16 protein-coding genes are annotated in these 16040 nt (G+C 57.5%); 11 read left to right on the forward strand and 5 right to left on the reverse strand.

Annotation, left to right across the window (positions count from 1 at the left end):
* Positions 1-130 precede the first annotated feature (130 nt).
* Positions 131-943, reverse strand: a complete 813-nt coding sequence (gene gloB, locus KKW20_RS05140) for a hydroxyacylglutathione hydrolase (protein WP_214566688.1) — start codon at positions 941-943, stop codon at positions 131-133.
* Between the two features lie 162 nt (positions 944-1105).
* Here gloB and KKW20_RS05145 point away from each other — a divergent pair, with 162 nt between their 5' ends.
* From KKW20_RS05145 to KKW20_RS05175, 7 genes are all read left to right on the forward strand, one after another.
* Positions 1106-1738 (forward strand): DUF938 domain-containing protein, encoded by a 633-nt coding sequence (locus KKW20_RS05145; protein ID WP_214566695.1) that lies wholly within the window; start codon positions 1106-1108, stop codon positions 1736-1738.
* Between the two features lie 185 nt (positions 1739-1923).
* Positions 1924-2691, forward strand: coding sequence for a methyltransferase domain-containing protein (locus KKW20_RS05150; protein ID WP_214566697.1), 768 nt, complete (start codon positions 1924-1926; stop codon positions 2689-2691).
* A 582-nt stretch (positions 2692-3273) separates the two neighbouring features.
* Positions 3274-3834 (forward strand): F0F1 ATP synthase subunit delta, encoded by a 561-nt coding sequence (locus KKW20_RS05155; RefSeq protein ID WP_214566698.1) that lies wholly within the window; start codon positions 3274-3276, stop codon positions 3832-3834.
* Entirely contained in the window at positions 3834-5372 is a 1539-nt protein-coding gene (gene atpA / locus KKW20_RS05160) for a F0F1 ATP synthase subunit alpha (RefSeq protein WP_214566704.1), read from the forward strand. The genes KKW20_RS05155 and atpA overlap by 1 nt, the downstream gene beginning before the upstream one ends.
* 14 nt (positions 5373-5386) lie before the next feature.
* On the forward strand, positions 5387-6265 hold the full coding sequence (locus tag KKW20_RS05165) for a F0F1 ATP synthase subunit gamma (RefSeq protein WP_214566709.1): 879 nt from the start codon (positions 5387-5389) through the stop codon (positions 6263-6265).
* 20 nt (positions 6266-6285) lie between these two features.
* Positions 6286-7710 (forward strand): F0F1 ATP synthase subunit beta, encoded by a 1425-nt coding sequence (gene atpD, locus KKW20_RS05170; RefSeq protein WP_214566710.1) that lies wholly within the window; start codon positions 6286-6288, stop codon positions 7708-7710.
* 58 nt (positions 7711-7768) lie between these two features.
* A complete protein-coding gene (locus tag KKW20_RS05175; RefSeq protein ID WP_214566711.1) occupies positions 7769-8179 on the forward strand; it encodes a F0F1 ATP synthase subunit epsilon in 411 nt (136 codons plus the stop codon).
* Positions 8180-8290: 111 nt separating this feature from the next.
* Here the strand turns inward: KKW20_RS05175 and KKW20_RS05180 are convergent, their stop codons facing one another.
* Genes KKW20_RS05180 through KKW20_RS05195 form a run of 4 tightly spaced genes read right to left on the reverse strand, consistent with a single transcriptional unit; the run spans position 8291 to position 12517 of the window.
* Positions 8291-9073: a dimethylarginine dimethylaminohydrolase family protein gene (locus KKW20_RS05180; RefSeq protein WP_214566713.1), complete on the reverse strand. Its 783-nt coding sequence runs from the start codon at positions 9071-9073 to the stop codon at positions 8291-8293.
* Entirely contained in the window at positions 9070-10686 is a 1617-nt protein-coding gene (locus KKW20_RS05185) for a 5-guanidino-2-oxopentanoate decarboxylase (protein ID WP_214566715.1), read from the reverse strand. The genes KKW20_RS05180 and KKW20_RS05185 overlap by 4 nt, the downstream gene beginning before the upstream one ends.
* Positions 10683-11870 carry a pyridoxal phosphate-dependent aminotransferase gene (locus KKW20_RS05190; protein ID WP_214566717.1) on the reverse strand — a complete coding sequence of 396 codons (1188 nt, stop codon included), beginning with the start codon at positions 11868-11870 and terminating at the stop codon, positions 10683-10685. Before KKW20_RS05190 ends, KKW20_RS05185 begins: the two co-directional genes overlap by 4 nt.
* Positions 11867-12517, reverse strand: a complete 651-nt coding sequence (locus tag KKW20_RS05195) for a TetR/AcrR family transcriptional regulator (protein ID WP_214566720.1) — start codon at positions 12515-12517, stop codon at positions 11867-11869. The genes KKW20_RS05190 and KKW20_RS05195 overlap by 4 nt, the downstream gene beginning before the upstream one ends.
* A 162-nt stretch (positions 12518-12679) precedes the next feature.
* Between KKW20_RS05195 and KKW20_RS05200 the strand changes: the two genes are divergently transcribed.
* Genes KKW20_RS05200 through KKW20_RS05215 form a run of 4 tightly spaced genes read left to right on the forward strand, consistent with a single transcriptional unit; the run spans position 12680 to position 15809 of the window.
* Entirely contained in the window at positions 12680-13474 is a 795-nt protein-coding gene (locus tag KKW20_RS05200) for an ABC transporter ATP-binding protein (RefSeq protein WP_246534477.1), read from the forward strand.
* A gap of 32 nt (positions 13475-13506) precedes the next feature.
* Complete coding sequence (locus KKW20_RS05205) at positions 13507-14277, forward strand: transporter substrate-binding domain-containing protein (protein WP_214566722.1); 771 nt, start codon at positions 13507-13509, stop codon at positions 14275-14277.
* 9 nt (positions 14278-14286) lie between these two features.
* Positions 14287-15039 (forward strand): ABC transporter permease, encoded by a 753-nt coding sequence (locus KKW20_RS05210; protein WP_214566724.1) that lies wholly within the window; start codon positions 14287-14289, stop codon positions 15037-15039.
* The gene (locus KKW20_RS05215) at positions 15036-15809 is read left to right on the forward strand and encodes an ABC transporter permease (RefSeq protein WP_214566726.1); all 774 of its coding nucleotides are present in this window, start codon (positions 15036-15038) and stop codon (positions 15807-15809) included. The genes KKW20_RS05210 and KKW20_RS05215 overlap by 4 nt, the downstream gene beginning before the upstream one ends.
* Positions 15810-16040: the final 231 nt, after the last annotated feature.

Below are 16040 nucleotides of genomic sequence, written 5' to 3' on the forward strand. Positions count from 1 at the left end.
ATCTGCGCAGTTTTTTACTGCGTGGGGTCTTGGCCCCCCAGATTGGCCTCATATGTTTAAGTTTCGGTTTTCCCAGCGGTTCTTCAAGCCTTTTATTCTCAATTTCTTGCGAATATGGCGTGAAGACCCTTTAAAAGCTGTCTTTTCGGCGGCGGATTTCCGCGAAAACCTCGGTGTTTGGGGCGCTTTCCATACCGATGGCGGCTTTCACCTCGGGTAAATGAGCGCGTAAATAGGGGTTTGTGGCCAGTTCAAGTGATAAAAGAGACGGCACAGTGGGCTGTTTCTCGGCACGTTTGGCGGTGATCTGATGCTGGCGGGTGGCCAGTGCGGCGTTGTCAGGGTCTATGGTCACCGCAAAAGCGGCGTTGGCGGCCGTGTATTCATGACCAGAACAGATTTGGGTATGGGGCGGCAGTTTTGCAAGAGCCGACAGGCTTTCATACATCTGATCAGGTGTGCCTTCGAACAAACGCCCACATCCCAGCGCCATCAAACTGTCGCCGGTAAAGGCCACGGCGCTGTCAGGCAGATGATACGCGATATGGCCCACGGTGTGCCCCGGCACGTCGATGATATCAACGCGGTGTCCGACAAATTCAAAACTGTCCCCGGCCACAACAGGGCGCGCCAAAGGGGGCAGGCGGTGGGCGTCCACCTCGGCCCCAACCACCAGCGCGCCGGTGGATTTCACCAGATCCGCGACCCCGTCGATGTGATCCCAATGGTGATGGGTCAGCCAAATTTCCGACAATTGCCAACCGCGCTTGGCCAACTCCGCCTCAATCGGTGCGGCCTCGCCCACGTCGATGACGGCGGTGGCACCACTGGCGGGATCATGTAGCAAATAGGTATAGTTATCGCCCAGATAGGGCAGTGTGACCAAGGTAAGATCAGCGGGCAAATGATGGGTCTGAACAGGGGTCTCAGTGGCGAATGACATGCACGCTCCTTTAGGGCTGGGGAACCAGTCTTGCGCAATTCGCCCGAAGGCTCAATACTGCTTTGGGTGAGATATGCGTTTTGCCGGGTAAATGATTGGTTCATTTGTGTGGGGCGGTATGGCGATTTGGGGGGCTGCATGGCTGGGGAAAGGCCACATTCTGTGGCATGTATTGCAAATGAAGAGGTCCAGGATGGGCGTCTCAGCGCGCCGTCGGCGGCCCGCAATATCGCGCCGATCCTAACCGCCTTACGTCCTTATTTGCCTGAAAATGGCTATGCGTTGGAGCTTGCCTCGGGCACGGGGGAGCACGCAATTTCCTATGCGCGGACCTTTCCCGGAATTGTCTGGCAGCCCACTGACATTGCCACCGAACGTCTTGACAGCATTGATGCCTGGCGCGCCCAGGCGGGGTTGCGCAATATGCGGCTGGCACAGTTTCTGGACGCGACCCAACCCGATTGGTGCGCCGACGGGTTTGACGTGATGATCACCGTGAACCTTCTGCATCTGATTTCCGGGCCTGCGATGCGCGCCGTTGTGGCCGGTGTGGCCCGCAGCCTAGCGGTCGGCGGGCGATGGTGTCTTTACGGGCCTTTCAGGTCCGGTGGCGGGTTTAGGTCTGAGGGCGACCGCGCGTTCCACCAATCGCTCTCCTCGCATGATCCCGATATCGGCTATAAAGACGTGGAAACGGTTGAGGCGACAGCGGATCAACACGGGTTTGCCTGTCTGGCGCGACTTGAAATGCCCGCCAACAATCTGATGCTGATCTTTGAGAAACGCCCGCACTGAGGCGCGATGGATTGCGCCACAAGCGATGCCGCCAAAAGACACACCTGAATAGGGCTTGGCATTTCACTCCTTTTCGCAAAAACTGCCCGCAAGAGATCTTCCTTTTGAGGGGATCAAAGCCAGCGTTTATCGCGGTGCGCCTGCGCCGCTCAAATTGGGGCAGTCTTTGAGGCTGAGGTCGGTTCATGCATCTTGATGTGCAAGATCTTCGCAATTTCTATTACCGCAGCACCCTTGGGCGCTCGGCGCAGAAATCTGTGCGTGATAAAGTGATGGCGCTGTGGCCGCCGGACCGCAGCAAGGGGCAGACGGTGGTGGGCTTTGGCTTTGCCGTGCCTTTGCTGCGCCCGTATCTGCCGACCGCGCGCCGGGTGATTGGCTTGATGCCTGCGCCCCAAGGGGTGATGCCTTGGCCCGCGGGCATGGCCAATGTGTCGGCCTTGGTGGAAGAAACGATCTGGCCGCTGGAAACCGGTGTGGTGGATAAGCTGGTGGTGATGCACGGGCTGGAAACTTCGGAAAACCCGATCTTTGTGCTGGATGAGATTTACCGCGTGCTTGGCCCCGGTGGCCGCGCGCTTTTTGTTGTGCCCAATCGCGCCGGGCTTTGGGCGCGCTCTGACAAAACACCGTTTGGTTTTGGGCGCCCCTATTCGGCGGGGCAACTTGAGGGGCAATTGAAGGCCTATGGGTTTAAGGTCGAACGCCACCTATCTGCGCTTTACCAACCGCCATCCTCGCGCCGCTTCTGGTTAAAAACCGGCGCGTTCTGGGAGCGTGTCGGCCAGCAATTGCCCATCGTGATGGGCGGCGGTGTGCTGATGGTCGAAGTCTCCAAACAAATCCCCGCCCCCAAACGCCCCAAACTGGCGCAAGCCGTCCGCCGTCCACTGAAAGTGCTTGAGGGGATGGGCGTGCCCGAACCCTCGGCGTCAAAACTGCCGGGGGCGTAAGGGTGGGGATCTGCGTCGTCGGTCAGGTGAAATTGCGCAGACTGGCAGTTCCCCGGCCTGACGCAAATGGTTCATCAAGGAGACGATGTTTTCTGCGCCTCTGAAAATGCAATCACCTGCGCGCCCGATCCGCTTGTCTTCACCCTCACGGCCAATCCGTTTCACACTACCGCTGTCACCTGTTTCAGCCACCGAACAAAATAGAATCACACGTCGTTTTTGTGTCGTTGAAGGGCGAAAAGGCGGGTGTTTTCGATGGAAACGGACCATTTACGCGAGTTATTAACCTGAGAAATGGTTTCGGTATGCAATTGTATCCAATAAACATCGCCACGTTCATACGCCACAGGTTTGCCGAATTATCCTATGCCCAAAGGCATCTGGCCCACTCTCACCCGGGAACGGCAAAAAAATCACTGCTTATGTTGGCGTTAAACCCGTTCATCCCTGTTGCGACGAAGGGTTTTCCCTGTTACACCCCGACGCGATTTAGATGACACGCGAAGAACGCGGCATCACTTAGGCCGCCCCGATTTGCCACCCGGCAGATTTCGAAGGGGCTCAGACATCGGAAGGGTGGACGTGTCCGAACCAGTCTCGATTTCAACTGGCATTGCCCAGCGTTATGCCACAGCCGTCTTTGAATTGGCCAAAGAGGGTAAGAAACTGAAAGCCGTGGAAGGGGATCTTGATGCCCTTGAAGCTGTTCTCGCCGATAGTGCGGATTTCCGTAACCTGATCACGTCACCGGTCTATACCCGTGATGAACAGGGTGCGGGCGTTGGTGCCATCGCCAAACAAATGAAACTTTCGCCAATGGTGGCAAACGTGCTGGGTCTTATGGCCCAGAAACGACGTTTGTTTGCTTTGCCTCAACTGGTTGCTGCCCTTCGTGCCGCAATTGCTGAGGACAAAGGTGAGGTGACCGCAGAGGTCACCGCAGCCAAAGCCATGACCAAGGCGCAACAAGACAAACTTGCCAAATCGCTGAAAGCGTCCATTGGCAAGGATGTGAAGGTTAATGTGGCCGTGGATGAGGATCTCATCGGCGGTCTCGTTGTGAAAGTGGGTTCGCGGATGATCGATACGTCGATCAAAGCGAAGCTTGATGCATTGCAGAATTCCATGAAAGAGGTCGGATAATGGGTATCCAAGCAGCAGAAATTTCTGCGATCCTTAAGGACCAGATCAAAAACTTTGGCCAAGACGCCGAAGTGGCCGAAGTTGGCCGCGTGTTGTCCGTCGGTGACGGTATCGCGCGTGTGTATGGTCTGGACAACATCCAAGCAGGTGAGATGGTCGAATTCCCCGGTGGTATCCGCGGAATGGCCTTGAACCTCGAAGCAGACAACGTTGGTGTTGTTATCTTCGGCTCGGACCGCGACATTAAAGAAGGCGACACCGTTAAACGGACCAACGCCATCGTTGACGTTCCAACCGGTGATGAACTTTTGGGTCGCGTCGTAGACGGCCTTGGCAACCCGATCGACGGCAAAGGCCCGATCAAAACGTCCAAGCGTTCCGTTGCCGACGTGAAAGCACCGGGCATCATCCCGCGTAAATCGGTTCACGAACCGATGGCAACTGGCCTTAAGTCGGTTGACGCGATGATCCCAATTGGCCGTGGCCAGCGCGAACTTATCATTGGCGACCGCCAAACGGGTAAAACCGCTGTGGCCCTCGACGCCATCCTGAACCAAAAATCCTACAACGAAGCCGCTGGCGACGATGAAGGCAAGAAACTTTACTGTGTGTATGTTGCGATCGGCCAAAAGCGTTCGACCGTGGCACAGCTGGTGAAGAAACTGGAAGAAAGCGGCGCGATTGAATATTCGATCGTTGTGGCTGCCACCGCTTCTGACCCGGCCCCAATGCAGTTCCTGGCACCCTATGCTGCGACCGCAATGGCTGAACACTTCCGTGACAACGGCCGCCACGCGCTGATCATCTATGATGATCTGTCAAAGCAAGCTGTGTCTTACCGCCAGATGTCGCTTTTGCTGCGTCGTCCACCCGGTCGTGAAGCCTACCCTGGTGACGTTTTCTATCTTCACTCGCGCCTTCTGGAACGTTCGGCAAAACTGAACGAAGATTACGGTTCCGGTTCCTTGACCGCGCTGCCCGTGATTGAAACCCAAGGTGGCGACGTTTCCGCGTTTATTCCAACCAACGTGATTTCGATCACCGACGGTCAGATCTTCTTGGAAACTGAACTGTTTTACCAAGGGATCCGTCCTGCTGTGAACACCGGTCTGTCGGTGTCGCGCGTTGGCTCCTCGGCGCAAACCAAAGCGATGTCTTCGGTTGCTGGCCCGGTTAAACTGTCGCTTGCTCAGTACCGCGAAATGGCTGCCTTTGCGCAGTTTGGTTCCGACCTCGACGCCTCGACCCAGCAATTGCTGAACCGTGGTGCGCGTCTGACCGAACTGATGAAACAGGCGCAGTATTCGCCGCTGACCAACGCCGAGATTGTTTGCGTGATCTACGCAGGCACCAACGGTTACCTGGACAAAGTAGAGCTGACCTCGGTTGGTCGTTTTGAAACTGGCCTCTTGAACCACCTGCGTTCCAAGCACGCTGACCTTCTGGACGATATCACCAACAATGACCGTAAGGTTAAAGGTGAGCTTGAGGACAAAGTCAAAGCTGCGCTGGACGCGTTCGCCGCTGACTTCGCTTAAGGGGGCATAGAACCATGCCCAACCTTAAGGACCTCAAAAACCGGATCGAGAGTGTGAAAAACACTCGTAAGATCACGAAGGCCATGCAGATGGTGGCCGCCGCAAAATTGCGGCGGGCGCAAGAAGCGGCCGAGGCGGGTCGTCCCTATGCAGAACGGTTTAACGCCGTTCTGGGTGGGTTGGCGGCCGCGTCGGGCGGGGGTGGCAACGCCCCTAAACTGCTCGCAGGTTCAGGTTCCGATCAGGTCCACATGATTGTGGTCATGACCGCCGAACGCGGCCTTTGCGGTGGCTTCAACTCGTCGATCGTTAAAATGGCGCGTGCGCGCATTGAAGAGCTTTTGGCAAACGGCAAAACGGTCAAGCTTTTGACCGTTGGTAAAAAAGGCCGCGAGCAGATGAAGCGCGAATTCGAAGACCAGATGGTTGACCATGTGGATCTGTCGGGCGTGCGCAACGTTGGCTATTCAAACGCGCTGAGCATTGCCAATGACCTTATCCATCGTTTCAACGAGGGTGAGTTCGACGTGGCAACGATCTTCTACAACAAGTTCGAAAGCGTGATCAGCCAGATCCCGACCGCTACGCAAGTTATTCCGGCCAGCTTTGATGCCGCGGATGACGGTGCAAGCGCCTCGACGATCTATGATTATGAACCATCCGAAGAGGGTATCCTCGCAACGCTTCTGCCATCCGGCGTCGCCACGCAGGTCTTTTCGGCCCTTTTGGAAAACGCTGCCTCAGAGCAGGGTTCGCGTATGGCCGCCATGGACAACGCAACCCGTAACGCTGGTGACATGATCGACAAGCTGACCATTCAGTTTAACCGTTCGCGTCAGGCCGTGATCACCAACGAACTTATCGAAATCATTTCGGGCGCTGAGGCGCTCTAAGAGAAACCGGAGAAACGACAATGGCTAACGCTAAAGGTAAGATCACCCAGGTGATTGGCGCCGTTGTGGACGTTCAGTTCGAGGATGCACTCCCCGAAATTCTGAACGCCCTGAGCACCGAAAACAATGGTAACCCACTGGTTCTGGAAGTGGCACAGCACCTCGGTGAAAACACCGTGCGCTGTATCGCTATGGACGCATCCGAAGGTCTGGTTCGCGGTCAAGCCGTCACCGACACTGGCGCGCCGATCTCGGTCCCAGTTGGCAACGCAACTTTGGGTCGCATCCTGAACGTCATCGGCGAGCCCGTTGATGAAAAAGGTCCTGTCGAAACCAAAGACAGCCGCCCCATTCACGGCGACGCACCTGCGTTTGACGAACAGTCAACTGAAACTGAAATCCTGACCACCGGCATTAAGGTTATCGACCTGCTGGCCCCTTACACCAAAGGTGGTAAAATTGGTCTGTTCGGCGGTGCCGGCGTGGGTAAAACAGTTTTGATCATGGAACTGATCAACAACATCGCAAAAGTACACTCTGGTGTGTCTGTGTTTGCGGGCGTTGGTGAACGGACCCGTGAAGGCAACGACCTTTACCACGAAATGATCGAATCCGGTGTTATCGTTCCTGATGACCTGGAAAAATCGAAAATTGCGCTGGTTTACGGCCAAATGAACGAGCCTCCCGGGGCACGTATGCGGGTTGCCCTGTCAGGTCTGACCCTGGCGGAACAATTCCGTGACGACACCGGTTCGGACGTTCTGTTCTTCGTGGACAACATCTTCCGCTTTACCCAAGCGGGTTCCGAGGTTTCGGCGCTTCTGGGCCGTATTCCTTCGGCGGTGGGCTATCAGCCGACCCTGGCGACCGACATGGGCGCGATGCAAGAACGCATTTCATCCACCAAATCAGGTTCGATTACCTCGGTTCAGGCCGTGTATGTTCCTGCGGATGACTTGACCGACCCTGCACCGGCCACCTCGTTTGCGCACCTTGATGCAACCACCGTTCTCGATCGTTCGATTTCGGAAAAAGGCATCTACCCGGCTGTGGACCCACTTGGTTCGACCTCGCGTCTGCTTGATCCGCTGGTGATCGGCGACGAGCACTACAAAGTGGCCACCGACGTTCAACAGATCCTTCAGCGCTATAAATCGCTGCAAGACATCATCGCCATTCTCGGCATGGACGAACTCAGCGAAGAAGACAAACTGACCGTTGCGCGCGCTCGTAAGATCGAACGCTTCCTCAGCCAGCCCTTCGACGTTGCGAAAGTGTTTACCGGTTCTGACGGTGTTCAGGTGCCTTTGGAAGACACAATCAGCTCGTTCAAAGCGGTTGTCGCTGGCGAATATGATCACCTGCCCGAAGGCGCCTTCTATATGGTTGGCGGCATCGACGACGTGATCGCCAAAGCCGAGAAAATGGCGGCTGACGCTGCTTAATCTGGGACCGTGACGGGGTGGGCCTGCCCACCCCCGACCATCTTTAAGGAGACCCAAAATGGCTGATACGATGCAATTCGATCTGGTGTCGCCCGAGCGCCGCCTCGCGTCACTGCAGGCCACCGCAGTTCAGCTGCCGGGTGCCGATGGCGATATGACCGCCATGCCGAACCACGCGCCAACCATCACAACGCTTCGCCCCGGCATCGTTCGTGTGGAAAGCCCCGAAGGCAACGCCGATTTCGCCGTGTCCGGGGGCTTCGCCGAAGTGTCCGCAACCGGTATGTCGGTTCTGGCTGAACGCGCCGTTCCAGTGGCCGAGATGACGCAAGACGTGGTGAACAGCTTTGTTCAAGACGCCGCTGACGCATCTTCAAATGCGACCGCTGAAAACCTGGACGCCCTCGCCAAACGCACCGTGGACATCGCGGCAATGGCAAGCGAACTGGGCCTGAACGCGAACAGCTGATCCACGATCACAAGACACGAAAAAGCCCCGCCGTTTGGTGGGGCTTTTTTTATGACATAATCTGGCCTGCCCGGTCGGCGGCCCGTGACCCGCGCCGTAACACCGGCTGTCTTAGAACCGCAGCGACAAACATGACATGCCACCATCAAGCTTGGCACATTCCGAGTTGTTGATTGTGACCACGTCAAACCCGGCCTTGTCCAGCATCTCTGCTGTGCGCGGGAACCCCGCTGGGCAGAGCACATATTGGTTGAACCGAATGCTGTTGGCCGCGGGTTCTTCGCCCTCGGCGACATGCAAAACACGGTAGCCCTCAAAACACCCCGACGCATCCAAGCGCCGCGTCGACAGGATGGTGTCTTCGTTCAGCAACGAGCAATCGGTCTTGAAATGCAACACGCCGGGCGGGGTGAAAACTTCGCGCAGCGCATGCCCCCATTCGGCGACAATCTCGGCCAGTTCCGCAACACCCGCCGCATCGGTTCGGTCCGACCGGCCAACCAAGACCTCGCGCCCCGTCACCAGAATATCCCCGCCTTCGATATGCCCCGGTCCAGTGATCTGACGCACATCTTGATAGACCGCACGCAGGGCGGGTTCCATTTCGGCCACTTCCCCCATGCGGCTCGGTGCGCCGGGCCGCATCAGGATCGCCCCTTGCGGCAAACACAGCGCGGTATCCTCAACAAATACAGCGTCCGGAAAGGCATCCAGCGGCGGCAGTTCGATCACCTTGGCCCCCGTCCGTTTCAGGGTCGCGACATAATGGGCATGGTCCGCCAGCATCTGGTCAAGATCCGGTACGCCTATGTCTTCGGCGCGCAGCCCGTCGATGATACTGGCCGAAGGACGGCGGGTGATGGCGTGTGAAAATTCAAAACTTGGATGGGTCATTGGGGGCTCGTTTCGTAACCGGGGCGTGCCACATTCGGCGCGCGAATTTCGATTAAGGTTGGTCCGTCGTGCGATGTTGCAGAAGACAGCGCCGAGGCGATCGCCTTTGCGTCATCGCCACAGCGCCAGAACGGCATCTCGTGGGCGTTGGCGATATGTTCAAAATCCGGGGGCGTTGGGTCGCAGCCGACAACCGTCACATCAACGGCCTGCATCGAGGTTGCGATTTCCTGATAGCCATGGTTGTTCCAAATCACAAAAGTAATGGGCAGGTTTTCATCAACGGCGCACATCATTTCAGGCAAGCTGAATTGCGCTCCGCCATCGCCGGAAATACAGATAACCCGCGCCGAGGGCTCCGCGATCGCTGCCCCAATTGCGGCCGGAATACCGTAGCCAAGCGCACCAAACCCAGTGGCCGCATTGAACCAGCCCCCCGGTCGATCATGGTCGTAATAAAGATTGCCCGCATAGATCGGATAGGCAGAATCGCCCACAAAAATCGCGTTCGGCACGGCGTCTCTTGCGGCATTAAGAATTTCGGAGAGCGCACGCATCTCCGGCCCAAGTTCGTCAAAGGCGGCGTTGCGCGTCTGGGCGGCTCGCGCGGCTCCACCTGTGTTTGCGCGCGGGGCCGCAAGCTGCGAGGTCAGCACGTCCAGCACCTCCGCCGTATCCCCCAAAATTGTCAAATCGGCCCTGTGGCGGGCAAGCTGCTCGGCGCAGCGATCAACGCGGATCAAGGTGTTGATCTGCGGCATCACACCGGTGGCATACATGTCGTAATCGGTTTGACCCAGCTCGGTGCCGAACGCCAGAACAAGATCCGATGCCTCGATCAACGCGCGCACCGCGGTCAGGCTTGGGCTGGCCGGAATGCCCAGCGGGTGATCAAATAAAACCCCACGGGCATTGACGGTTTGCACAACCGGGGCCCCCAGTTTTTCGGCAAATGCCCGAAGCTGCCTGGCGGCATGGCGCGTCCCACCGCCGGCCAGAATGACGGGCGCGCGGGCGTTTGAAATCATCTGTACCGCCTGTTTGATCTTTGCGGCATCGACGGGTGGTGCGCCGTTAGACGGCACGAGGAGGGGCGGTTGGGGCGCCTCTGCTCCTGCAACGTCCAGGGGGATCTCGACGTGGGTTGGCCCCGGACGCCCAGACCGAAAGGGGGCAAAGGCGCTGTCCAATGCAGGCGCCAAATCATCCGCACATTCCACCCGTTCCGACACCAAAGCCACCGTTCGGGCCAAAGCTTGCTGATCTGGTAATTCGTGCAAATGGCCCAGGCCTTTGCCCAGACTGTCGGTGGCGTTTACCCCCGACACCACCAGCATCGGCACGCTATCGGCGCGGGCTTGTCCCATGGCCGTCAGCGTATTGGTCAGGCCGGGACCGGTGATCACAAAAGCCACCCCCGGTTTGCCGGACGTGCGCGCATAGCCATCCGCCATAAACCCGGCCCCCTGTTCGTGCCGCGGGGTGACATGACGAATAGAGGAGGCCGCGAGCCCGCGATAAAGCTCGATTGTATGCACGCCGGGGATGCCAAACACACAGTCGACACCGCGCGCGGTCAAATGGGCAACCAGTGCCTCGCCAATGCTGGTCATGCGGTTTCCAATTGCAATTGGGCCGCGTGCTGGATGATCCGATCACAGGCGCTGTCAAAGATTTCATCATCAACCGTCAACGCGATCCGCACCCATCCGTCAAGCGTGGTGCCGAACGAGGATCCAGGCATGACCGCCACATTTCCGTGTTCCAGCAGATGAAGCGCATAAGTGTTGCCACTTAATCCGGTCGAGGACACGTCGATCATGGCAAACATTCCGGCGTTCGGTTGGTGAACCTTCAGGCTGCTGTGTTCCGCCAGACGGCTGGCAAGAGTTTCTGCCCGCGCCGCATAGCGCTTGCGCATGCCCGGTGCCACCTCTGACCCGTCGCGAATGGCCTTTTCGGTCATATCGGCGATGAACGGCTGGTTGCCAAACAACATGGTTTCAGACAGGGGCAACAAGGCTTCGGTGAAGGCGGCTGGCCCCACGCACCACCCGCTGCGAAATCCCGGTGCGGCGTGTGATTTCGAGATCGACGAGACCACAATCACCCGGTCCGCAAGCTCTGGCCGCGACAAGGGCGAGACAAAACGTGATCCGTCGAAAATCAACTCTTCATAAACCTCATCCGATATGATCCACAGGTCGTGTTTCACCGCCAAGGCGCCAATCGCGTCAATGTCCGCCTCGGTCAGGATGGACCCGGTGGGATTATGTGGCGTCGTCAAAAGAAGCGCGGTGGTTTTGGGCGTGATCCGCGCGGCGATATCATCGGCGCCGATGCGAAACCCGTTTTCGGGGCGCAAGGGCACCGGCACCATATCGGCGCCGCTGGCACGGATTACACCTTCGTATGTGGCATACATCGGATCCCCAACCAGCACTTCGCAACCGGCCTCAGCAACGCCCATGAGCACCGCAAAAAGCGATGTCTGCGTGCCGGGAAAACACATCACCTGATCGGCGCTGATCGTGCGACCGGATCTTTGGCTGTAACGGTCGGCCAGCGCCGCGCGAAGCCCCGCTTCGCCGCGCCCGTTGGAATAGGTTGTGCGCCCCGCGCGCATCGCGGTTTCCGCGGCATCAATCAACGGGGTTGGGGTCGGCACATCCGGCTCGCCAATGGTCACGTCGATGACGTCCCGGCCTTGGGCGATCAGGTCTTTTGCCTTTAAATTGACTTCCCATTTGGCCCCACCCAACCCTGACAGGCGGGCCGTGATTTCAGTATTTCTCATGACTGACATCCTGTGTTTTGCAGTTCTAATCCGATGATTGCACCCACCGAGCGCAAGCCGATTTCAGGCAGTTCGCCCGGTTTAAAGGCCCCCGGAAGCGCGCCGCCTTCCATCCACAAGCCGTCGATGACGGCATTGCAGGCAATGGCGAGATGGCGCAGTTTTTCTGGGGCGGTGGCGATCGTCGCCTCGTCCAAGGCGTCCGCAATCAGGGCTTCGAGCCGATCGCGAAAGTCATGGTATGTTTGCTCGTGGATCTCACGCATGCGCGTATCTTCGCGGACCTTGTTTAGAAAACTGGCCCACAGCATGACCGAGCTGGGGTCAACAACCGGGGGCGACAAACCCGCCGTCACAAACGCCGCCAATCGCCCCACGGCGGGGGCGTCGTCGGGCACGTTCAAAGACGCGGTCAGATTGGTCATATGGCTCATGTGATATGTGTAAGCCGCCGAAATTAAATCTTCTTTTGATGAGAAGTGATGCCGAATCAAACCTTGGGTCACATCCGCACGTTCCGCGATTGCGCGCACTGTGGCACCCCGAACACCCTGTTCAGCGATCAAATCGAGGGCGGCAACGATCAAGGCTTCTTTGCGTTGTTTTGCGGGTTCGCGCCGGAATTTCGGAGTGGTTCTTGTCACCATGTGCCTCAAAGATTTAATTATACACTTGCATAATTACTGAACTCACGCCTTACTACAACCCAGAAAATAGCGCCGCAAAATAGGGCCAGACAGTGGGACCAAAAACTGGGACCAGAAAATAGGGCCGGAAAACAGGGCCGGAACATGGGGAAGTTGATGGCAATGTCAGATGTGGCGGCCAAGGAAAATCAGGTGTCAGACGCGCAAAGCGAAGCCATTCGCGTGACCGATTTGCACAAATCCTTTGGCGCGCTAGAGGTGCTGAAGGGTGTCTCATTGACGGCCCACAAGGGGGATGTTGTTGCGATTATTGGCGGCAGCGGATCGGGAAAATCCACCTTCCTGAGGTGCATCAATTTTCTAGAGACCCCCAGCTCTGGTCAGATTGTGGTCAATGGCGAAGAGATCCAGATGCGCGCGGACGGCACGCCGGTTCATCGCAAACAAATCGAACGGATTCGCACCCGGCTTGGCATGGTGTTTCAGGCGTTTAACCTTTGGACACATCGCACTTTGCTTGAAAATGTGATCGAGGTGCCCGTCTATGTGCTGAACGTCCCGCGGGCCGCGGCGATTGAACGGGCCAAGGTTCTTTTGGATCGGGTTGGGCTTGGCGATAAGGCCGACACATTCCCCTCGTTTTTATCCGGTGGTCAGCAACAGCGTGCGGCCATCGCCCGCGCCCTTGCTGTGGACCCCAGCGTGATGCTGTTTGACGAACCCACCAGCGCGCTGGACCCGGAACTGGTGGGCGAAGTGCTGACGGTTATTCGGGATCTGGCCGCAGAAGGGCGCACGATGTTGCTGGTCACCCACGAAATGAAATTCGCCCGCGAGGTGGCCACCCACGTCGTCTATCTTTTTGAAGGGCGCATCGAAGAACAAGGCCCCCCGGCCGAGCTATTCGGCAATCCAAAATCCGCACGACTGAAGCAGTTCCTGCAAACGGTCGGCTAATTTAATATCGAAACCAACATGGGAGATAACAGATGAAGATCAAGACAGTATTGGCCGCTGGCCTGACAACAGTGGTGATGGCCGGTGCGGCATCCGCTGATCAAGTGAAAATCGGAATTGCCGCTGAACCCTATCCTCCGTTTGCTTCGTTGGATGCGTCCGGCACCTGGGTTGGTTGGGAAATCGAAGTGATTGACGCGGTCTGTGCGGCGGCCAAGCTTGATTGTGTGATTACACCTGTCGCATGGGATGGCATCATTCCGTCGCTGACGGGCCAACAGATTGATGCGATCATGGCCTCAATGTCGATCACCGAAGAGCGCCTGAAAACCATTGATTTCAGCGACGCCTATTACAACACGCCAGCCGTGATTGTGGCAGATAAATCTATGGATATCGCGCCGACCCCAGCCTCATTGGCGGGCAAAATCATCGGCGTCCAAGCCTCGACCATTCACCAGGCCTATGCCAATGCATATTTTGGTGACGCGGCCGAAATTCGTGTTTACCAAACACAGGATGAAGCGAACCAGGATCTGTTTGCGGGCCGGATTGACGCCACGCAGGCTGACAGCATCGCGATGGCGGATTTCGTCGGTTCGGATGCGGGGGCCTGTTGCGAAATCAAAGGGCCAGTTGCGAATGACGTTTCTATTCTGGGCAAGGGCGTTGGTGCGGGCATCCGCAAAGGGGATGATGCGCTTCGAGAAAGCCTGAATGCGGGCATTGCGGCGATCCTTGCGGATGGCACCCACGCGGCGATTACCGCGCGGTATTTCACCACCAGCATCTACAGCGAATAAGGTCTCGTCTTGGAGCTGATCCTTGAAACGCTTGGCTTGGCCAAAAGCGCGGAACTGTTGTCGCTCAGCCCTCCGGGGTGGGGTGGTAACCTTCTGCGCGGCCTTGTCAATTCGCTGCAAATCGCGTTTGGCGCGTTTGGCTTTGGGCTGATCATCGGGCTTTTCGGGGCGTCAGGGAAACTTTATGGCGGGGTGGTTCTTCGCGATCTCCTTGCCATTTATACAACTGTGATCAGGGCGGTGCCGGAATTGGTTCTGATCCTGATCCTTTATTACGTCGGTACAGATCTGATCAATCAAGTGTCACAGGCCTTGGGGTATGGACGGGTGGAAATCAGCGGCGTTGTGGCGGGCATCTGGGTGTTGGGCATCGTGCAAGGCGCCTATGCCACCGAGGTGCTGCGCGGCGCGATCCAAGCGGTCCCCACCGGTCAGATCGAGGCGGCACGCGCCTATGGCATGCCACCCATGTTGTTGATGCGACGCGTCACCATCCCGGCGATGATGTCCTACGCCACGCCGGGGCTTGCCAACCTGTGGCTGATCGCCACCAAAGACACAGCCCTTTTGGCCATCGTTGGCTTTAGCGAACTGACCTTGGAAACGCGTCAGGCGGCCTCTAGCACACGGGCCTATTTCACCTTTTTTCTGGCGGCTGGGGCGCTTTACCTGATCGTCACATTGTTCTCAGGCGTGATTTTCGCGCGTATTGAAAAATGGGCGCGCCGGGGGCAGCCCTCGTTGAAGGGGACGGGCCGATGAAGACCCTGCGCGCCCTTATGCAACCGCACCGCATTGTGCTGATTGTGCTGTTTGCCGCCCTGGTGATTTGGTGTGCGGTGTCCTTGCGCTGGGACTGGATCCCGGACTATGCCCCCCTTGCAATAGAGGGCTTATGGCGCACCATTTGGATCTTGGTCGTGACCTGCGTGCTGGGGTTTTTGCTGGCCGTGCCACTTGGTCTGGCACAGGCGATTGGGCCTTGGTATCTGTCCATGCCAGCCAGAATGTTTTGCACGGTGATCCGCGGAACACCTTTGTTGCTTCAGATCTGGCTATTGTACTATGGGCTGGGGTCGCTGTTTCCGCAAATTCCCTGGATCCGCAGCAGCGAGCTGTGGCCCTATTTGCGTCAGGCCTGGCCCTATGCGGTGCTGGCGCTGACCCTGTCATATGCGGGATATGAAGGCGAGGTGATGCGCGGTGCGTTTGCCAGCGTCAACAAAGGCCAGCTTGAGGCCGCCAATGCCTTTGGGATGCCGCGCTTTACCGCCTTTCGCCGGATCTGGTTGCCGCAGGCCATTCGCAGCGTCTTGCCGACCCTTGGCGGGGAGACGATCCTGCAGCTCAAGGCGACACCATTGGTGGCAACCATCACCGTGGTCGAGATCTATTCGGTGTCCTCTCGCGTGCGGTCTGACACGTTCATCGTGTATGAACCGCTGCTTTTGCTGGCGGTGTTTTACATGTTGATCGCGGGGGGCATCAATTTGCTGTTCCGCCGGTTCGAAAAGCAGGTCCCCGGTGTGTGACTGGATGTGCATCAGGGGGAAGTGCGCCGGCGCAATCTTACGGCGGCGGTTGATTATGCGCCCGAACGGACCCCGAGCCTGAGCCAAGCGAACACCGGCTGTGCGGCAAGGGCGAATTTGCAGCAACCGACCTGCCGTGGCCGCACTTTAAACTGTTTAAAGTTTTGGCTGACCGTCGTGAAAAACATTAAAGTTTCCCCTTTTACCCCCTTTAAAGAGTTTACAGTTTTG

The sequence above is a fragment of the Aliiroseovarius lamellibrachiae genome, assembly GCF_018599245.1.
GTDB classification, from domain to species: domain Bacteria; phylum Pseudomonadota; class Alphaproteobacteria; order Rhodobacterales; family Rhodobacteraceae; genus Aliiroseovarius; species Aliiroseovarius lamellibrachiae.

What these genes read in the sequence shown, in the direction of transcription:
- KKW20_RS05215 (WP_214566726.1), top strand. Translation starts at nt 15,036, where the DNA reads ATGAAGACCCTGCGCGCCCTTATGCAACCGCACCGCATTGTGCTGATT.
- KKW20_RS05150 (WP_214566697.1), top strand. Translation starts at nt 1,924, where the DNA reads ATGCATCTTGATGTGCAAGATCTTCGCAATTTCTATTACCGCAGCACC.
- atpA (WP_214566704.1), top strand. Translation starts at nt 3,834, where the DNA reads ATGGGTATCCAAGCAGCAGAAATTTCTGCGATCCTTAAGGACCAGATC.
- atpD (WP_214566710.1), top strand. Translation starts at nt 6,286, where the DNA reads ATGGCTAACGCTAAAGGTAAGATCACCCAGGTGATTGGCGCCGTTGTG.
- KKW20_RS05195 (WP_214566720.1), bottom strand. Translation starts at nt 12,517, where the DNA reads ATGGTGACAAGAACCACTCCGAAATTCCGGCGCGAACCCGCAAAACAA.
- KKW20_RS05185 (WP_214566715.1), bottom strand. Translation starts at nt 10,686, where the DNA reads ATGACCAGCATTGGCGAGGCACTGGTTGCCCATTTGACCGCGCGCGGT.
- KKW20_RS05190 (WP_214566717.1), bottom strand. Translation starts at nt 11,870, where the DNA reads ATGAGAAATACTGAAATCACGGCCCGCCTGTCAGGGTTGGGTGGGGCC.
- KKW20_RS05175 (WP_214566711.1), top strand. Translation starts at nt 7,769, where the DNA reads ATGGCTGATACGATGCAATTCGATCTGGTGTCGCCCGAGCGCCGCCTC.
- KKW20_RS05165 (WP_214566709.1), top strand. Translation starts at nt 5,387, where the DNA reads ATGCCCAACCTTAAGGACCTCAAAAACCGGATCGAGAGTGTGAAAAAC.
- KKW20_RS05200 (WP_246534477.1), top strand. Translation starts at nt 12,680, where the DNA reads ATGTCAGATGTGGCGGCCAAGGAAAATCAGGTGTCAGACGCGCAAAGC.
- KKW20_RS05205 (WP_214566722.1), top strand. Translation starts at nt 13,507, where the DNA reads ATGAAGATCAAGACAGTATTGGCCGCTGGCCTGACAACAGTGGTGATG.
- KKW20_RS05180 (WP_214566713.1), bottom strand. Translation starts at nt 9,073, where the DNA reads ATGACCCATCCAAGTTTTGAATTTTCACACGCCATCACCCGCCGTCCT.
- gloB (WP_214566688.1), bottom strand. Translation starts at nt 943, where the DNA reads ATGTCATTCGCCACTGAGACCCCTGTTCAGACCCATCATTTGCCCGCT.